Origin of the sequence: Litchfieldella xinjiangensis, assembly GCF_000759345.1 — a bacterium.
GTDB classification, from domain to species: domain Bacteria; phylum Pseudomonadota; class Gammaproteobacteria; order Pseudomonadales; family Halomonadaceae; genus Litchfieldella_A; species Litchfieldella_A xinjiangensis.
Genome location: NZ_JPZL01000002.1, coordinates 61,085 through 78,477, shown reverse-complemented (window position 1 = coordinate 78,477; position 17,393 = coordinate 61,085). Strand labels below are relative to the sequence as shown.

Here is a 17,393-nt window from a genome sequence, read left to right as displayed (position 1 = left end):
AGGTCCAGACGTTGCGAAGACGCTATGAACCCATCCCTGGGCGCTCGGCTTTTTCATCCCTGAAAAAGACGCTTCGCTTATGTCTGGACCTGAAACCTTTCAGCACGCACCTGTCAGTGGTCATTCACCTTCATCGAGAGACTCGACCCGAATCCGCGTCACCGGTCCGGCGATGTCGGACAGCGATTCGAGCTGGCGAATGACCTCATTCATATTCTTTTCGCGGGTGCGATGGGTGAGCAGGATGATCGGTACCAGCTCGCCTTCGGTGGCTTCCTTCTGGATGATCGCCTCGATCGAGATCCCCTGCTCGGAGAGGATGGTCGCCACGCGCGCCAGTACCCCCGGGCGATCCACAGCCAGCAAGCGCAGGTAGTAGGCGGTGACGATATCCTCCATGGGTAGGATCGGCAGGCTGCCATCGCCATCGTGAATGCCGCTGAAGGCCAGGTAGGGTACGCGATAGTGGTGATCGGTGGTGATGTCGCGAGCCACGTCGAGCAAATCGGCGACCACTGCGGAGGCGGTGGGCTCGGAGCCGGCACCCGCGCCGTAGTAGAGCGTCGGGCCGACGGCATCACCCATCACGGCAATCGCATTCTTTACACCATGAACGTTGGCCAGCAGGCGTTCCTTGGGGATCAGCGTGGGGTGCACGCGCAGCTCGTACCCGGCATCGGTACGCTTGGAGATGCCCAGGTGCTTGATGATGTAACCCAGGTTATCGGCCTGCTCGACATCCTCGGAGGTAATCCGCGAAATACCTTCGGTGTAGGCCTTCTCGAACTGCAACGGCACGCCATAGGCAATGGAGGCCAGAATGGTCAGCTTGTGGGCGGCATCGATACCTTCCACGTCGAAGGTCGGGTCCGATTCGGCATAGCCCAGCGCCTGCGCTTCGGCGAGGACGTCCTCGAATGCCCTTCCCTCGTCACGCATGTGCGTAAGAATGTAGTTGCCGGTCCCGTTGATGATACCGGCCAGCCACTCGATACGATTGGCTCCCAGCCCTTCGCGCAGCGACTTGATGACCGGGATGCCGCCCGCCACGGCGGCCTCGAAGGCGACAATGACGCCCTTCTCGTGGGCCGCCTGGAAAATCTCGTTGCCATGTACCGCGATCAAGGCCTTGTTGGCCGTCACCACATGCTTGCCGTGATCGATGGCCATGAGAACCAGCTCACGGGCCACGTCATACCCGCCGATCAACTCAACCAACACATCTACATCGGGATTCTTGGCAACCTCGAAGATATCGTAGGTGCATTTGACGCCGGTGGTATCGCAATCCTCGTTGTCACGGCGCATCGCGATCTGCTCGATGACGATCGGCCGACCCGCGCGTCGCGCAATCTCATCGGCATTGCGCGTGAGAACATTGAAGGTGCCGCTGCCCACGGTACCCAGCCCACAGATTCCTACTCTCACCGGTTTCAACGTCGTAATCCCCTTGCTCGTGTCGTGTGGTCGACTCAGGCATGTGGCGATCGCGGCCACTCCCTGGCGACTTCTGTCGTGCCAGCGTTCAATCGTTCAGGCCGAGCATCTCGACCAGGCGTTCAGCGGGCACATAGCCCGGCACCATTCGGCCATCGGGCATGATAATGGCCGGGGTGCCCTGAACGCCAAGCTCCATGCCGAGATGATACTGCGCCTCGACCGGATTGTCGCAATCTGCGGTACCCGAAATCGTTTCCTCGCGCTTGGCGGCATTCATGGCCTCGGCGGGGTTCTCCGCACACCAGATCTGACGTAACGTACGCCCCCCTTCGGAGTCGACACCTGCCCGCGGGAAGGCCAGGTAATGCACTTCGACGCCCATCTCGTTGAGCTTGGGTACCTCCTCATGCAGCCGCTGGCAATAGGGGCAGGTGGTATCGGTAAATACGCGGACCACGGCGCGGGTCTCCCCTGTGCCACGAAACACGACCCGCTCACTCTCGGGAATGGCATCCAGGCGCTCATCCCGCTCGGCGTCGCGGCGCTGCTCGGTCAAGTTGACCAGCCCATCGTCACCGTTGCGGTACAGATCGCCTACCAGAAAATGCGTGCCTTCGGCGTCACTATAAAAGGTCTCGCCATTTTCCAGACGCACTTCGTAGAAGCCCTCGAGGGGCGTCTCTCGCACCTCAGAAACGGGCATCGGCTTACCGTTGACGGAGAGCCGCTCTGTCAGTGCCTCGGGCGTATCGGCCCATACCGGCGTTAAACACGCCACAGCGGCGAGCAGTGTCGTCGTCATGGCCATCAGGGCCGGCTTCAATACACACTTCATAGATCAACCTCGAGGATGATGGGCAGCATGCAATGCCTCCAGGCGTGCCTGGGCGACATGCGTATAAATCTGCGTGGTCGATAGGTCGCTATGCCCCAGCAGTAGCTGTACGACACGCAAGTTGGCGCCATGATTCAATAAATGCGTGGCAAAGGCATGGCGCAGGGTATGCGGCGATAATGGCTTGTCGATACCGGCCGTCAAGGCATGCGCCTTGACTCGGTGCCAGAAGGTCTGACGAGTCATGAACCCATCACCGCGCCCCGGAAATACTGGCGCCCGCGTCACGTCCTGCATCAGTGCCGCGCGTCCGCTTCGCAGGTAGCGTTCCAGCCAGGTTATCGCTTCCTCGCCTATCGGCACCAGCCGCTCCTTGTCGCCCTTGCCGATCACCCGCACCACACCCTGGCGCAGGTTGATCGATGCCAGCGTGAGCCCGACCAGTTCCGAAACGCGTAGCCCGCTGGCGTATAACACCTCGAGCATGGCGCGATCGCGCAGCCCCAGCGGGGTCGCTACGTCGGGCGCTTCCAGCAGCCGAAGGACCTCATCCTCATCGAGCGTATCCGGAAGGCGAGGCTGCACCCGAGGCAGCCGTACCTCAGCCAGCGGATCATGCTGGAGCTTGCCCTCGACCAATGCCCAACGATAGAACCGCCTCAGGCTCGATAGCAGTCTTGCATTTGAGCGCAGTTGATAGCCCGCCGCGCGGCGCTGATCCAGCCAGTCGGGCAGTGCATCCAGCCCTGGTGTCAGCAAGCCCTCGTCCTGGGCAGCGAGGCGATCCTGCCAGGCCAGGAGATCGCGGCGATACGCGGCCAGCGTATTTTCGCTGGCGCCCTGCTCCAACCACAAGGCATCGAGGAAGGCATCGATCAGCGGTTGAGAATCAATGAGTGTCATTGGGATTCGCGCCCTAAAGCAACGAGACCCCGCCCCGCGCAAGCGGTGACGGGGTCTCGGGAGCGAGGAACAACGCCCCGCACCACAGCGGCCTGCTTAGGCCAGCTTTTCCTTGATACGAGCAGACTTGCCGCTGCGCTCGCGCAGGTAGTACAGCTTGGCCTGACGCACGTCGCCGCGACGCTTGACCTCGATGGAGTCGACCAGCGGGCTGTATGTCTGGAAGGTACGCTCGACGCCCACACCATGGGAAACCTTGCGCACGGTGAAGGCGGAGTTCAGGCCGCGGTTGCGCTTGCCGATCACCACACCTTCGAAGGCCTGGAGACGCTCACGGTTGCCTTCACGAACCTTGACCTGTACCACGATGGTGTCACCGGGGGCGAAGCCCGGGATTTCCTTGGCCATCTGCTCGGCTTCGATCGCCTGGATCACTTTGCTCTTGCTACTCATTGCTAGCTCCTCAATGTTTTGCCCATCCAACGACCGTGGCCGCTGGCTGTGATCCCGACGCGGCCCTGATGGGATGGCGCGGGAGTCGACTCGTGTGTGACGCAGGACCCTCAATCCGAGGTTTTGCTGTCCTGCACCTCCGCCTGTGTGGCGTATTCTGCGATGAACTCGTCCAGCAGCGATTGCTGCTCACGGTCCAGGGCCCTGCCTTCCAGCAGGTCGGGACGCTTCAACCACGTGCGCCCCAGAGACTGCTTCAGGCGCCAGCGCCTGATCGCCGCATGATTGCCGCTCAACAGGACCTCAGGCACCGCCTTGCCCTCGATCACTTCGGGCCGCGTGTAGTGGGGGCAGTCAAGCAAGCCGTCGTTGAAGGAGTCCTCGACTGCCGAGTCCTGATGCCCGAGCACACCCGGCACCAGCCGAGCGGCCGCATCGATCAGCACCATCGCCGGCAGTTCGCCACCGCTCAGCACGTAATCGCCGATCGACCACTCCTCATCGACATCGCTCTCCACGACACGCTCATCGATGCCTTCATAGCGACCGGCGACCACCACGAGGGGCCCGCCAGCCGCCAGCTCCTGCACGCCCCGCTGATCCAGAGGTCGCCCCTGTGGCGACAAATAGATCACTTTGGCGGGACGCCCCGTTGCCACCTCGGCACGCTTGCGGGCATCCGCAATCGCGCCGCGCAGGGTGGCAACCTTCATCAACATCCCGGGACCGCCCCCGTAGGGCCGATCGTCCACGGTACGATGCCTGTCGGTGGCATATTCCCGAGGGTTCCAGAATTCGAGATCAAGGAGCCCTTGCTGTACTGCACGTCCGGTCACACCATGCTGGGTGATCGCGTCGAACATTTCGGGAAACAGTGAAACGACACCAATCCACACGACAGCAGTATCCTGTTCGGCTCAAGCCTGTTCGGGTCGAGCCTGTTTCGACGCGCCTGGGATCGCTCTAGAATTCAGGATCCCAGTTCACCGTCATCTCGCCACGCTCGAGATCGACATCGACGATCACCTGATCGGGGAGGAAAGGCAGCAGTCGCTCACGCGTATCCACAGCCTCGTCATCCCCCTTGACCACCATCACGTCGTTGGCACCAGTCTCGAACAGATAGTTCACGCGCCCGAGGGGAACGCCTTCGCGAGTGGTAACCCGCAGCCCCTCCAGTTGGTGCCAGTAATAATCGCCTGGCTCCAGCTCCGGCAGCACCTGCTTGGGGAGCAGAATCTCGGCCCCGGCAAGCGCCTCGGCCTGCTCGCGGCTATCGACCCCCACCAGGCTCGCGACCAACCCCTTGCCTTGACGGCGGCCCTGGTCAAGCCTCAGCGTTCTCAACTGATCCGCCTGACGGATTCGCCACTGGGGATATTCGAGGATGCCTTCCATAGGACTGGTGTACGAATAGATGCGCAGCCAACCCTTGACCCCATAAGGGCTGGTCAGCTTGCCCAGCACTACGTACTCGGCGTCCTCATTGCCCTGTGTCGGCGTGTCGCCAGCCATGCGATCTCAGCCTATCGTGGCGGGGTTCTACAATACCGCAGCAGGCTCAGGCCTGCTTGCGGGCTTCCTTGAGCAGCTGGCTGACGCGTGCAGAGACCTGCGCACCCTGGCTCTGCCAATGAGCGACGCGATCCAGATCGACGCGCAGGCGCTCTTCCTGACCACGGGCGACCGGGTTGAAGAAGCCCACACGCTCGATGAAACGACCATCGCGAGATTTGCGAGAGTCGCTGACGGCCAGGTGGTAGAAGGGACGCTTCTTGGCGCCACCACGTGCCAGACGAATGGTAACCATGGCGTTAACTGTCCTTCGGTTGAATGTCTGAAATATCGATAGCCCCGACCTCGAGCCGGGTCTTTCCTTGTCGCCCTCCCCCAAGCCGGGAGAGGAACGTGGCCTCGGCGGCGTGCCTTTCGGCAAGCATTGACGCCGTCCGACAGCCTGATGTCACGGCGCGGCGTGCGGTCCTGCCACGAAGACGCAGCATTCTACGGAAATCGATGCCGCTTGGAAACCTTTTTCCGTGGCGCGCCGATCAGCGCCAAGGCATGCCTCCGGGGCCGCCCATGCCACCCGGGCCACCCGGGCCGCCGCCACCGCCCATCATTCCGGACATGCCACGCATCATTTTTTGCATGCCGCCTTTCTTGCCGGCCTTCTTCATCATCTTCTGCATCTGCTTATGCTGCTTGAGCAGGCGATTCAGGTCAGGCACCTGCAGTCCCGCTCCCGCGGCGATGCGACGCTTACGTGAGCCGTTGATGATTTCGGGCTTATGGCGCTCCTTGGGCGTCATGGAGTTGATCAATGCCTCGAGCTTGCCGAGCTCCTTCTCCGGCCCCGGCCCCTGCGCCATCTCGGCCATCTGGCCCATGCCCGGCAACTTGGACATCAATCCGCTCATTCCGCCCATCTTCTTGAGCTGCTGAAGCTGGTCACGGAAGTCCTCGAGATCGAACCCCTCGCCCTTCTTGACCTTCTTGGCCAGCTTTTCGGCCTTGCCCTTGTCGACGGTGCGCTCGGCTTCCTCGATCAACGAGAGCACATCGCCCATGCCAAGGATGCGGGACGCCACACGGTCGGGATGGAAAGGCTCCAGGGCATCGACCTTTTCGCCCACGCCCATGAACTTGATCGGCTTGCCGGTAATATGGCGAACCGACAGGGCAGCCCCGCCGCGGGCATCACCATCGGCCTTGGTCAGGATCACACCGGTGAGCGGCAATGCTTCATGGAAGGCCTTGGCGGTATTGGCCGCATCCTGGCCGGTCATGGCATCGACGACGAACAGCGTCTCTTGCGGCGCAATGACCTTATGAAGCGCCTGGATCTCGTCCATCATGTCGGTATCGACATGCAGGCGACCGGCCGTATCTACCAGCACCACGTCATGAAACTGGATTTTGGCGTGCTTGAGTGCTGCCTGGGCGATGTCGACCGGTTTCTGGTCGCTGGTCGACGGGAAGAAGTCGACCTCCACTTCCCTGGCCAGGGTCTCGAGCTGATCGATGGCCGCCGGGCGATAGATATCGGTGGATACCACCAGCACTTTCTTCTTTTCGCGCTCGCGCAGATAGCGGGCCAGCTTGGCGACCGAGGTCGTCTTACCCGCCCCTTGCAGACCTGCCATCAGCACGACCGACGGGGTGCCCTTGAGGTTCAGTCCCTCATTGGCCTCGCCCATGATCGCCTCGAGTTCCTGCTGGACGATCTTGACGAACTGCTGACCCGGCGAGAGGCTTTTCGACACCTCCTGGCCGACTGCCCGCTCCCGCACGCGGTCGATGAAGGCCTTGACCACGGGCAATGCCACGTCGGCCTCCAGCAATGCCCGGCGTACTTCGCGCAGGGTATCCTTGATGTTGTCATCGGTCAGCTTGGCCTGACCGCTGATGGACTTGAGCGTCCGCGACAGACGCTCCGTCAAACTCTCGAACATGGGCCTCTCCGATGCGCCTATCCGGCGCGGGTGCCTTGACTTTGATGGGGGATTATACGCTTTCCCTTCAGCACTCTCCATGGAGAGCCTTCTTGCGTCTCGACATGGCCGCTTCATCGTCAGCCACTCCGTCAGGTTGGCCTACGTGCCAACCTCGAATAGCGCGACTGGGCGTCGACCGGGGGATTCGGTATAGTGGGGCCTGATCAGGTTTCCCATTATCATTGCGCCGCCCGAGAAGCGCAGAGGCTGACGCGCTTCTTCGCCAGCGGCCTGGACAGCTACCACATGCAGGCGCTTCCCTTCGCCCTACTGGCAATCGTGTTTTATCTCGGCGCTGCCTCCTGGCAGGGCCTGGTGCTCTTTCGTCGCGTTCCGCAGCGGCCGTTACTAGTACGCGGCGTCGGCCTGCTGGCCCTGGCCTGCCATGCCCTGGCCATCGCCGCCAACCTGCAGGAAGGCGGCGGACTCGAGCTCGGCATCTCGGCCAGCGCCGTCCTGGCCAGTGCGGTCATGGTAGGGTTGCTGCTACTGGTCAGCACCATCAAGCCTGTGCTCAACGTCGCCGTGGGCATCTTCCCGCTTGCGGCGGTGGCACTTCTGCTGGCCTCGGGGTTGCCCAATCCGGCGCGCGACGCGAACCTCTCCCCCGGCATTGCGCTGCATGTGCTCAGCTCGGCCTTGGCGTTTTCGTTATTCGCGATCGCCGCAATACAGGCCGTGCTGCTGGCCATCCAGAACCAGGCGCTGAGACATCACCATACTCGCGGCGTGGTACAGGCGCTCCCCCCGCTATTCACCATGGAACGCGTGCTGTTCGAACTGATCTGGGCAGGCATGCTGCTCCTGACCCTCGCGATTGTCAGTGGCTTCGTGTTCCTCGATAACCTATTCGCGCAGCATCTTGCCCATAAGACCATCCTGTCGCTGGTTGCCTGGATAATCTTCTCGACGCTGCTGGCTGGCCATCACTGGCTGGGCTGGCGCGGCCTGCGCGCCGTGCGCTGGACCCTGGGCGGCTGCCTGGTCCTGGTGCTGGCCTATTTCGGTAGCAAGTTCGCGCTGGAGATCGTCTTCAACCGCAGTTGACCACGACTATCGCCGCATGGCCCTACGTCCCCCTCCGCTTGACACTCACCAGGGGAATCCCTACAAACGAGCCTGACATGTCATTGAGGGTCCATCGATCTTGAGCGACGACTTCCCGCTGGGACTGCTGTTCGGCCTGCTGTTCTTATTGATCTGCCTGTCCGCGTTCTTCTCCAGCTCCGAGACCGGCATGATGTCGATCAATCGCTACCGCCTGAGCCACCGGGCCAATAGCGGTGAGCGTCCCGCCAAGCGAGTCATGCGCCTATTGGCCCGCCCCGATCGATTGATCGGCGTGATTCTGATCGGCAACAACTTGGTCAACAACCTGGCGGCAGCTATCGCCACCGTGCTGGCCATTCACTTCTTCGGCGAGGTCAGCGGGCCCGCCGTCGCTCCGCTGGTTCTCACCATCGTACTGCTGATCTTTGCCGAGGTGAGCCCCAAGACCTACGCCGCCCTGAAGCCTGAGCGTATCGCCTATCCCGCGTCGCTGGTACTCGAACCGCTGCTTAAAGTGCTTTATCCACTGGTGTGGCTGGTCAACGCCATCTCGAACGGGCTGCTGCGGCTGATCGGTGTCCAGAGCATCGATGGCAACGGTGACAACCTGACCCGCGACGAGCTGCGCACCGTGGTACACGAAGCTGGCACCCTGATCCCGCATCGTCACCAGGCCATGCTGTTGTCGATTCTCGATCTCGAGAACGTCACCGTGAACGACATCATGGTGCCGCGCCATGAAGTGGTGGGTATCGACCTCGAGAATGACCTCGAGAGCATCCTGACCCAGATCCGTACCAGCCAGCACACACGGGTGCCGGTCTACAAGGGCGATATCAACAACATCATCGGCATGTTGCACCTGCGCAATGCGGCACGCTTTCTGTCCAAGCCCGAGGTCACCAAGGCAGCGATCGTTCAGGAGGCCCGCGAACCCTACTTCATCCCCGAATCGACGCCCTTGCACACCCAGTTGCTCAATTTCCAGCAGCAGAAACGTCGTATCGGGATCGTCGTCGACGAATATGGCGATGTGGAGGGGCTGGTGACGCTCGAGGACATCCTCGAAGAGATCGTCGGTGAATTCACCACCGACGTGGCGGGCATGCACCAGGAGATTCATCGCCAGGATGACGAGAGCTACGTGATCGAGGCGACGGCCAACATCCGCGAGATCAACAAGTCGCTCGGGTGGCAATTGCCAACGGATGGTCCCAAGACACTCAACGGGCTGATCCTCGAGCATCTCGAGTCATTTCCCGATGGCCCGGCCTGCCTGCAGATAGGTAATGTGCGCATGGAAATCCTGCAGGTGCGCGACAAGCTCATCACCTCGGCTCGCTGTTGGCAGCCGGTCAGGCGAGGATCCCGCCGACACTGATCCGTTGGGTCAGCCTGAACGGATACGCGGCTTGCCCTGGCTCAGCCAGTCATCCGCCTCGGCCTTGAGGTCGCGAACGCGGTGTTCGATCAGCCCCGAACGAGCATCGCGTGGCGCCAGTGGCTCGCCGAAGACCAGGGCCACCCGCGCCCGAAAGCGCCGCGGCGGCTTGGTCAGCGCCCGCCCACCACAATGCGATGTCCAGGAACCCCATAGCCCCGCCAGCCCCGCCGGCACGACCGGCACCGGGTCGCGTGCAAGAATCATGTCCAGGCCGCGACGAAAGCGCTGAATTTCGCCATCAGGTGTAAGCCGCCCTTCCGGAAACAGCATCACGACCTCTCCCTGACGTAGCGCATGGCTGACCTCGTTGAGTGCGCGTCGAACGTTGCCCGGGTCGCGACGATCGGAGTCCACCGGGATCGCCCCGACGATACGGAACCACCAATTGAGCCAAGGTGATTCGTAGATCGGCTGATCCATGAGAAAGCGAAGCGGACGAGGACTGGCGCCACCCAGCACCAGCGCATCCATGAAGCTGACGTGATTGCAGACCACCAGCGCCGCGCCGCGCACCGGAATATGGTGTCGCCCTTGGAAACGCATCCGGTAGATGACATGTACCAGGGCGAAGACCAGGAGTCTCAGCACGGGCCGTGGCCGTCGCACCAGCAGGCCGACACCCAGCAGCAACGCGAGCACACCCAGCCCCAACAGGCCCCAGCGAGCCCCCGCCTGCACATCGAGTGGCACCAGCGCAAGGTATCCGCCCCACAGCGGGATCGAGACGGCACACACCATTTGCGTGGCGCCCAATGTCCGAGCCCGCCATTCTTCCCGCGATACCGTCTGCAACAAGGTATAGAGCGGCACGGCAAACAGGGCTGCACCCATCCCGGTGATCATTAGGCCACAGCCCACCCATACGACATGAAGCCAGTAACGGGCCGATCCAGGCGCCGGCACGTCACTCGTTGCGGGTGCCTCCAGGCTGGCCAGGAAGAGGCAGCCCAAGCCGGCAACGAGCACGCCGAGCGTGACCAGCCCGGTCTCCAGACGCCCTGCCGAAAGAACCGCGCATAACAGGGCGCCCACAGCGACACCCACCATGCCGCCTGTGAAGAGTAGATAGAGCGTGCCCGACTGTGGGCCCACCAGGTTGCTTGCCAAGGCAGGCAGGAGCGATATCACGCACAGCATGAAGAACCAGAACAGCATCAGCCCCAGCATGGCGGGGCGGAGATGCTTCTCGCGAAGCACGTGACGCCACGCATCGCGGCTGCTACGCCAAGGGTGCCATTTCTCGACCAGACGATGCCTTGGCGCAGCGGACGGTACCTTGAAGCTGGTAACCAGGCCGGCTAAAGCGATACCTACCAGGGCGAGACACAGGCCAAGAATGCGCCAGGCCCCAGGAAGCTGCCACAGCACTGCCGCACTCGCCGCGCCCCCCGGCAACGCCAGAAACGTGCCTGTCAGCAGCCAGGCATTGCCATGCAACCATTCCGTCGGCGCCAGATGACGAGGCAGGATAGCTGCCCTCACGGGTCCCAATATCGCCAGGCCAGCGGCGGCGAATGACAAGGCTGCAGCGAGCCCGACGACACTCTCGGACATGAGCGCCGGCACCGCCACCAACATCGCCAGCAGTTCGACCAGCTTGGCACGGCGAATCGGACGTCGCATGTCGAGGCGATCACCGAGCAGGCCGCTCCAGGAGGAAACGGCGAAGACCACCAAGGCAAGCCCGATCAATACCGGCCAAGGCAGGGTCTCCACTTGCCAGTGAGGCGAAGCCGTTTTATCCCAGCCAAGCAGGCACAGGGATACCGCCAGTTGGGCAGCATTGAAGACAGCCAGTATCTGGGTGAATAGCAGCGGGGTAAAACGACGGCTCAGTAGCAGGCAGGAACTCACATAATCCTCGGCTCGTGCCTGAGGCCGGCCAATATCGTCGAAAGCAGTTGGTCGATCAGCTCACTCACTTCGAGTGGCTGGCCCTGCCAATACCCAAGGCGTTCATTGAGTCCGAGCTGAACCAAGCCATGCACGCTACCCCATAAGGTACGAGCCATGCGCCGGGCCGCCAGATCGCTCAACGCGGGCTGGTACTCCTTCAGTGTCGCCTCTACCCGTATGAACAGGGCTTCGATCATGTCATTCTGACGCTGGTCGAGCTCACCTTCCTGCGCCAACGGATAATCGAACAGCAGTTGCCAACGATACGGATCGCGCGAGGCGAATACCCAGTAAGCGTCAGCTAGCGACTTGAGACGGGACTCCGGTGGCGCTGGAGCGAGATCCTCGACGACGCTGCGTAACCGGGACAAGGTCTGGATATTGACGTGCTGAAGCAGATTGCCGAAGCTGCCGTAGAGTTTCAGCAGGGTACTGGGCGCGCAGCCGACTTCTCTCGCCAGCGCCCTGAGTGACAGCGTATGTACAGGATTATCCTGTAGCCAGGCGTCACATGCCGTCATGACCTGGGCATGCAGCGCCTCGGGGGCGTGCTGTCTGGGACGTGCCATTGGCAACCTCTCGTTGATGAAACACGGCTCGAACAGTGTTTCCGTCCAGCATATCGCCTGGCCGGGCAAACGCAAGCCCAAGCAGTCATGACGACCTCGACCCTGCACGCGCTTGTTTCTCCAGTAGTTCGTATTTTTAGGAGCCATCATGGCTGGTCGTCTACATATCGCCCCCCTCGATCTGGCCCGGATCCTGCCCGGGCTGGCCGGTGCCGATGCCTTGCAGACCAGCCCCAACCAGGCACCGCGCCGTCCGCTTTCGATCATACGCCGTACCGGGGGCCAGGCCGAATTGACCGAGGCCTTCTGGGGGCTGACCCCGCCCTGGCTCAAGGTGCTCGACCACGCACCGCACTGCGCCCGAGCAGAAAGCCTCGACGAGCGCCCCATGTTTCGCGACGCCTTTTCGGCACGCCGCTGCCTGATCCCCGCCAGCGGGATCTATGTCTGGAAGCCGCAGCCGCGATTCAAGCAGCCGTTTTTAATCACGCGTGCCGACCGAGGCCCTTTGCTGCTGGCGGGTCTCTGGTGTCGCTATCACACCACCCTGACCGATCATAACGACTCGACCGCGCTGATCACCGTCACCGCGAACCCGCTCATGACGCCCCTTACAGACCGGCTGCCGGTCGTCGTGCCACCCGAAGACGCCGACGCCTGGCTCGACCCCGCCACACCATCGAGCCAGGCCAATCGGCTTCTGGTTCAGGCACCGCTGGAACTGTTAGGCGCTTTTCCGGTATCAAGACGGGTAAATGATCCGTCGCACCAGGACTGGGCCTGTGGGCATCCCACCGGACCCATGCTTCGCTGGAACCCACAGGAGACATGATGCGCACTCGATTATCCTTTCACCTTCCGGCACTGCTGGGCGGATTGACGCTGGGCATCTCGCCCTGGCTTACGAGCCCGGCGACCGCCAGCGATGCTGCCGATGACCCGGAGATAGCCCGCGTGGAAACACCGCAAGTCAGTCCCCATGACGATCGGGACTACAGAATACTCACTCTCGAAAACGGCCTGACCACCCTATTGGTCAGCGATCCCGACGCCGACAAGGCGGCCGCCTCGATGAACGTCGGCGTGGGAAGCGCCAGCAATCCTGAGGATCTGGCCGGCCTGGCCCACTTCCTCGAACACATGCTGTTTCTCGGGACCGAGCCTTACCCCGAGCCAGACGCCTACCAGAGCTATATCAATCAGCACGGCGGTGCTCACAACGCCTTCACGGCGCAACAGGACACCAACTACTTCTTCGATATCGAACCTGAGGCCTTGCCGGGCGCCCTGGACCGCTTCAGCCGGTTCTTCGTGTCGCCGCTATTCAATGCCGACCAGTTGGAAAGCGAGCGCAACGTAGTCCATTCCGAATACCAATCGCGACTGCGCGATGATGGACGCCGCATCAATGATGTCTTGGACCAGGCGCTCAACAGCGATAACCCGACCACCGGCTTTTCAGTGGGCAGCCGAGAAACACTGGCTGATCGCGGCGAAGGCGAACCCAGCCTGCGTGAGCGGGTGATCGAATTCTACGAGACACACTACGATGCCAATGTCATGCATCTGGCCATCGTCGCACCGCAATCGCTGGATGAATTGGAGACACTGGTTCGCGAGCATTTCGTGGATATCGAAGATCGCGGCCTGACCCGCCCACAAGTGGAGACGCCCCTGGTTGAGCGCGAGACATTGCCGACCGACATTAGTGTCCAGTCGATCCGCGATAGCCGCCAGGTACGATTCATGTTCCCCGTCGATGACCCGATCCAGCATTATCGCCACAAGCCTGCGAGCTATCTGGCCAACCTGCTGGGCCATGAGGGGGAAGGCAGCCTGCTATCGGTACTGAGAGAAGCTGGACTGGCCGATGGCCTATCGGCAGGTGTCACCCGTGGCGATGGCAACGAGGCGCTGTTCAGCATCGATATCAGCCTGACACCGGACGGTGCATCCCGGCTCGAAGAGGTCCAAGCCAGCCTGTTCCGGGCCATCGGGACTCTCGACAGCGAACAAGGCCTGGCTGAATGGCGTTACGACGAGCAAGCCAGGCTTGCCGAGCAGGAGTTTCGCTTCCAGCAGCACGGCGCCCCCCAGCAAAGTGCCATGCGACTGGCCATGAACCTGGCTTATTATCCGGTCGAGGATGTCAACTATGCCCCTTATCGCATGGATGGCTTCGAGCGCGACCAGATCGAGCGTTATCTTTCGGCCCTGCGTCCCGACAGCCTGATACGCCTGTACAGTGGCCCCGAGGTCGAAGGCGACGCCGTCTCACCCTGGTTCCAAGCCGCCTATCGGCTGGATACCTCACCGCAATGGCGCGAGACCGAGCCCCTTACCGGCTTCGCTCTGCCCGAGCCGAATCCTTACATTGCCGAGGATCTCACGCTTCTCGACGTGCAGGACGACGCCCCTCGCCAGTTGATCGACGAAACGACCTTTGCCCTCTGGCACCAGGCCGATAGCAGTTTCAGCACACCCAAGGTGGAGTGGCGTTTCAGCCTTCAGCATCCCGAAGCCGCCAAACAGGCACGCGACGCCGCGCTTTCGCACCTGCTGGCCGGCTGGCTGAACGACAGCCTGAACGCGGAACTCTATCCGGCACGGCTGGCGGGGCAGCGAAGCGACGCCTATGCCCACGCGCGGGGCATCACCTTGTCGTTCTCGGGCTGGCGGGATCGTCAGGAGCGGGTCATGAATACGGTACTGACCCGGTTGAAAGAAGGCACGATCGACGCGCAGACATTCGACCGGGTGCGCTATCGCCTGGAACGCGAATGGCGCAATGCGCCCCAGGCCGCACTCCATCAATCGGCACAGCGTACGCTAGGGAATGCATTGATTCGTCCCCAGTGGCCCGCATCGACCCTGCTCGAGGCCGTGCGCCAACTCGGTATCGACGATCTGCGCGACTATCGCCAACGCTTCCTGAGCGATCTGCACCTCGAAGCCATGGCCGTGGGCAACCTGGAGGCGGGGCAGGCTCAGCAGGCAGGCGCCGGCGTTGCCGAAGCACTGACGCCCAACCTGGATGCCGAGCGGATCCCGGAGCTCAAGCCACTGGCCGTCTCACAAGACCTGCCGGCGCTCCACCCCAATACGTCGCGCGAGGAGTCGCTGGTGCTGCGCTACCTGCAGGGGCCTGACCGCTCGCTGGAAAGCCAGGCGCGCCTGGCACTGCTCGGCCAGCTGATCGAGACGCCGTTCTACGTCCGGCTGCGTACCGAACAACAGCTGGGCTACGTGGTCAATGCCGGCTATGCCCCGCTCCTGGATGCCCCAGGGTTGCTATTGCTTGTGCAATCCCCCGAGACGCCCAGCGAGGAGATCCAGACGCATATCGATGCCTTTCTGGAGCGCTTCGAGACGTCTCTCGACGCGCTCGACGACGCTGCGCTGGCGCCGCATCGGCAAGCCGTCGCGGATCGCCTCCTGCAACGCGACACCTCACTCAGCGGCAAGACCAACCGGTTGTGGCGGGAGCTGGCGCATGGCGAGACCGACTTCGATCGCCGCGAACGGCTTGCCGAACACGTCAGGCAAGTCCGCGTGGAAGACGTCCGTGACGCCTGGCACCATCTGCGCCGCGGCGAATCGCTCGATATCACCTTCGACCCAGGTGACACTGCCAGCGACGTGCTTGCCCTGACCGCCGGACTCGCGCCCCTCCCGGAAGAGCAACCCTCTCATGCGCAAGAGCGGCAATCGCAGTAGTCGACAAGCTGCAAACGCAATGAACCCACGGCCTCTCGGCCGTGGGTTCATTGCGTACGATCTCTCCGTCCCTGCCCCGAAGATCGGCCCGACGCTGGTTAGCCGAAGGCCTGGGGGGGCATCATTGCCTCGACATGCATGACCAGTTCTTCGAGTATCTGGCGATCCCTGTCACTCAGGCTCACCTGATTCAGCCGCTCGATTTCCCTGGCGAACACGGCCAGCGTCAACCCACCTAGGGACGCATCGTTCATCCGCTGCCAGCGGTAACTTTCCCACTGAGCCAACTCCTCACCTTCCAGCGTGTCGGGATAGCTTCTTGCGCGAAAGCGAAACAGCATCTCCTCGAGGCGCGGGTCCTGAAAGGCAAAGCTCATGCCCACCAGGTCCCAGGGATCGGTGCTGCGAACACGCTGCATTTCCTTGCGATCGGCCGGTGAGAAGAAACCGCCAGAGTAAAGCATCAGGTCCGGATCCTGGGTCCCGTCGGCAGGTGCCTGTGCAAACACCTGCGCCGCCTTTCGGGCAGCATCCGGATTGGCGCACAAAGCCTTCCAGTGCCGTTCGCAGGCGGCCCGGTCAAGACCGATGCGCGACGCCACCCCCTCGGTCACGACCGACAACGGCAGTACGACGGGGCTCTTGTTGATATGAATCACCTTGAGCGGAATGCGCGTCTCGCCCTCGGCCAGTTCATCGGCCCCAACGAAAACACGTTCGCGAATCGCCTCGGCCGATAGCGTGAACAATGGCGCAGGGTCTTCGGAAAGATCGTAGACGATGACCCCATTGGGATTGCTCGGGTGCTCGGCCAGCGGCACGACCAGCGCGGAGCAGCCACGGCTGGCAGGATAACGGCGAGAAACATGCAACATGGGTTTACGAGCCGGGATGTCGAGCAGCTGTGCCACCTCCCGCTTGCTGCGCAGACGCAACAGGAAGTCGAACAGCTTGGCGTTACGCGAACGCAGCAGGCGTGCCAGAGCGATAGTGGCCCGCACGTCGGCCAGCGCATCGTGAGCCCCCGTGTGCTCGATACCGTTGGCCGCCGTGAGGTGCTCGAGCTTGAAGCTCGGCGCGCCGTCCTCCCGGCGCGGCCACTCGATCCCTTCCGGACGCAAGGCATGGAAGGCACGCACGGCATCGATCAGGTCCCAACGGGAATTGCCGTTCTGCCACTCTCGCGCATAGGGGTCGAGAAAGTTTCGATAGAACAGGTGACGGCTGATCTCGTCGTCAAAGCGCAGCGTGTTGTAACCCAGTGAACATGTACCCGGCTCACTCATCAGCGCGTTGATCCGATCGGCGAATTCCGCTTCGGGAACACCTCGGCGCCGCGCCTGTTGTGGCGTGATACCGGTAATCAGGCAGGCCTGGGGGTGCGGGAGATAATCGTCGGCGGGCCGACAGTAGAGCGTGACCGGCTCACCGATCTCGTTGAAATCGGCATCGGTACGAATGGCAGCGAACTGCGACGGACGATCTCGCCGGGGGTCGGCACCGAAAGTCTCGTAATCGTGCCAGAGAAAGCTTTGGGGAGCGGCGGTGGACTGCGCCATGGCGTCATCTCCAACGGGCAGGGATTGCCA

Annotated in this window: 15 protein-coding genes; 4 read left to right on the top strand and 11 right to left on the bottom strand. The window is 62.3% G+C overall.

Annotated features, from left to right (window positions below; genetic code table 11):
- Positions 1-120 precede the first annotated feature (120 nt).
- From JH15_RS07915 to ffh, 8 genes are all read right to left on the bottom strand, one after another.
- Positions 121-1,437, bottom strand: coding sequence for a homoserine dehydrogenase (locus JH15_RS07915; RefSeq protein WP_043529221.1), 1,317 nt, complete (start codon positions 1,435-1,437; stop codon positions 121-123).
- Positions 1,438-1,525: 88 nt separating this feature from the next.
- Positions 1,526-2,275 carry a DsbC family protein gene (locus JH15_RS07910; RefSeq protein ID WP_052383973.1) on the bottom strand — a complete coding sequence of 250 codons (750 nt, stop codon included), beginning with the start codon at positions 2,273-2,275 and terminating at the stop codon, positions 1,526-1,528.
- Positions 2,276-2,278: 3 nt separating this feature from the next.
- The gene (xerD, locus tag JH15_RS07905) at positions 2,279-3,178 is read right to left on the bottom strand and encodes a site-specific tyrosine recombinase XerD (protein ID WP_043529219.1); all 900 of its coding nucleotides are present in this window, start codon (positions 3,176-3,178) and stop codon (positions 2,279-2,281) included.
- 96 nt (positions 3,179-3,274) lie between these two features.
- Positions 3,275-3,631 (bottom strand): 50S ribosomal protein L19, encoded by a 357-nt coding sequence (gene rplS, locus JH15_RS07900; RefSeq protein ID WP_043529218.1) that lies wholly within the window; start codon positions 3,629-3,631, stop codon positions 3,275-3,277.
- 110 nt (positions 3,632-3,741) lie between these two features.
- Complete coding sequence (gene trmD / locus JH15_RS07895; protein ID WP_043529217.1) at positions 3,742-4,527, bottom strand: tRNA (guanosine(37)-N1)-methyltransferase TrmD; 786 nt, start codon at positions 4,525-4,527, stop codon at positions 3,742-3,744.
- A gap of 67 nt (positions 4,528-4,594) precedes the next feature.
- Positions 4,595-5,146: a ribosome maturation factor RimM gene (rimM, locus tag JH15_RS07890; protein WP_043529215.1), complete on the bottom strand. Its 552-nt coding sequence runs from the start codon at positions 5,144-5,146 to the stop codon at positions 4,595-4,597.
- Between the two features lie 46 nt (positions 5,147-5,192).
- Positions 5,193-5,441 carry a 30S ribosomal protein S16 gene (gene rpsP / locus JH15_RS07885; protein WP_043529213.1) on the bottom strand — a complete coding sequence of 83 codons (249 nt, stop codon included), beginning with the start codon at positions 5,439-5,441 and terminating at the stop codon, positions 5,193-5,195.
- Positions 5,442-5,682: 241 nt separating this feature from the next.
- A complete protein-coding gene (ffh, locus tag JH15_RS07880) occupies positions 5,683-7,086 on the bottom strand; it encodes a signal recognition particle protein (protein WP_043529212.1) in 1,404 nt (467 codons plus the stop codon).
- Positions 7,087-7,374: 288 nt separating this feature from the next.
- Here ffh and JH15_RS07875 point away from each other — a divergent pair, with 288 nt between their 5' ends.
- Positions 7,375-8,175: a cytochrome C assembly family protein gene (locus JH15_RS07875; RefSeq protein WP_043530525.1), complete on the top strand. Its 801-nt coding sequence runs from the start codon at positions 7,375-7,377 to the stop codon at positions 8,173-8,175.
- A gap of 100 nt (positions 8,176-8,275) precedes the next feature.
- Positions 8,276-9,559 (top strand): HlyC/CorC family transporter, encoded by a 1,284-nt coding sequence (locus JH15_RS07870; RefSeq protein WP_043529210.1) that lies wholly within the window; start codon positions 8,276-8,278, stop codon positions 9,557-9,559.
- A 9-nt stretch (positions 9,560-9,568) separates the two neighbouring features.
- Here the strand turns inward: JH15_RS07870 and JH15_RS17755 are convergent, their stop codons facing one another.
- Complete coding sequence (locus JH15_RS17755; RefSeq protein ID WP_081948947.1) at positions 9,569-11,476, bottom strand: MFS transporter; 1,908 nt, start codon at positions 11,474-11,476, stop codon at positions 9,569-9,571.
- Positions 11,473-12,087, bottom strand: a complete 615-nt coding sequence (locus tag JH15_RS07860; protein ID WP_043529208.1) for a TetR/AcrR family transcriptional regulator — start codon at positions 12,085-12,087, stop codon at positions 11,473-11,475. Before JH15_RS07860 ends, JH15_RS17755 begins: the two co-directional genes overlap by 4 nt.
- A 148-nt stretch (positions 12,088-12,235) precedes the next feature.
- Between JH15_RS07860 and JH15_RS07855 the strand changes: the two genes are divergently transcribed.
- Together JH15_RS07855 and JH15_RS07850 are read left to right on the top strand one after the other, a co-directional pair.
- A complete protein-coding gene (locus JH15_RS07855; protein WP_043529206.1) occupies positions 12,236-12,919 on the top strand; it encodes an SOS response-associated peptidase in 684 nt (227 codons plus the stop codon).
- Positions 12,919-15,804, top strand: a complete 2,886-nt coding sequence (locus JH15_RS07850; protein WP_043529204.1) for an insulinase family protein — start codon at positions 12,919-12,921, stop codon at positions 15,802-15,804. The genes JH15_RS07855 and JH15_RS07850 overlap by 1 nt, the downstream gene beginning before the upstream one ends.
- A gap of 98 nt (positions 15,805-15,902) precedes the next feature.
- On the opposite strand, the gene sbcB is transcribed toward JH15_RS07850, so the two are convergent.
- Complete coding sequence (sbcB, locus tag JH15_RS07845; protein ID WP_043529201.1) at positions 15,903-17,363, bottom strand: exodeoxyribonuclease I; 1,461 nt, start codon at positions 17,361-17,363, stop codon at positions 15,903-15,905.
- Positions 17,364-17,393 lie beyond the last annotated feature (30 nt).

Bases quoted from the DNA above. Each gene is read 5' to 3' on its own strand.
- JH15_RS07910 (WP_052383973.1), bottom strand. From the start codon at position 2,275: ATGAAGTGTGTATTGAAGCCGGCCCTGATGGCCATGACGACGACACTG.
- xerD (WP_043529219.1), bottom strand. From the start codon at position 3,178: ATGACACTCATTGATTCTCAACCGCTGATCGATGCCTTCCTCGATGCC.
- rplS (WP_043529218.1), bottom strand. From the start codon at position 3,631: ATGAGTAGCAAGAGCAAAGTGATCCAGGCGATCGAAGCCGAGCAGATG.
- rimM (WP_043529215.1), bottom strand. From the start codon at position 5,146: ATGGCTGGCGACACGCCGACACAGGGCAATGAGGACGCCGAGTACGTA.
- rpsP (WP_043529213.1), bottom strand. From the start codon at position 5,441: ATGGTTACCATTCGTCTGGCACGTGGTGGCGCCAAGAAGCGTCCCTTC.
- ffh (WP_043529212.1), bottom strand. From the start codon at position 7,086: ATGTTCGAGAGTTTGACGGAGCGTCTGTCGCGGACGCTCAAGTCCATC.
- JH15_RS07875 (WP_043530525.1), top strand. From the start codon at position 7,375: ATGCAGGCGCTTCCCTTCGCCCTACTGGCAATCGTGTTTTATCTCGGC.
- JH15_RS07860 (WP_043529208.1), bottom strand. From the start codon at position 12,087: ATGGCACGTCCCAGACAGCACGCCCCCGAGGCGCTGCATGCCCAGGTC.
- JH15_RS07855 (WP_043529206.1), top strand. From the start codon at position 12,236: ATGGCTGGTCGTCTACATATCGCCCCCCTCGATCTGGCCCGGATCCTG.
- JH15_RS07850 (WP_043529204.1), top strand. From the start codon at position 12,919: ATGCGCACTCGATTATCCTTTCACCTTCCGGCACTGCTGGGCGGATTG.
- sbcB (WP_043529201.1), bottom strand. From the start codon at position 17,363: ATGGCGCAGTCCACCGCCGCTCCCCAAAGCTTTCTCTGGCACGATTAC.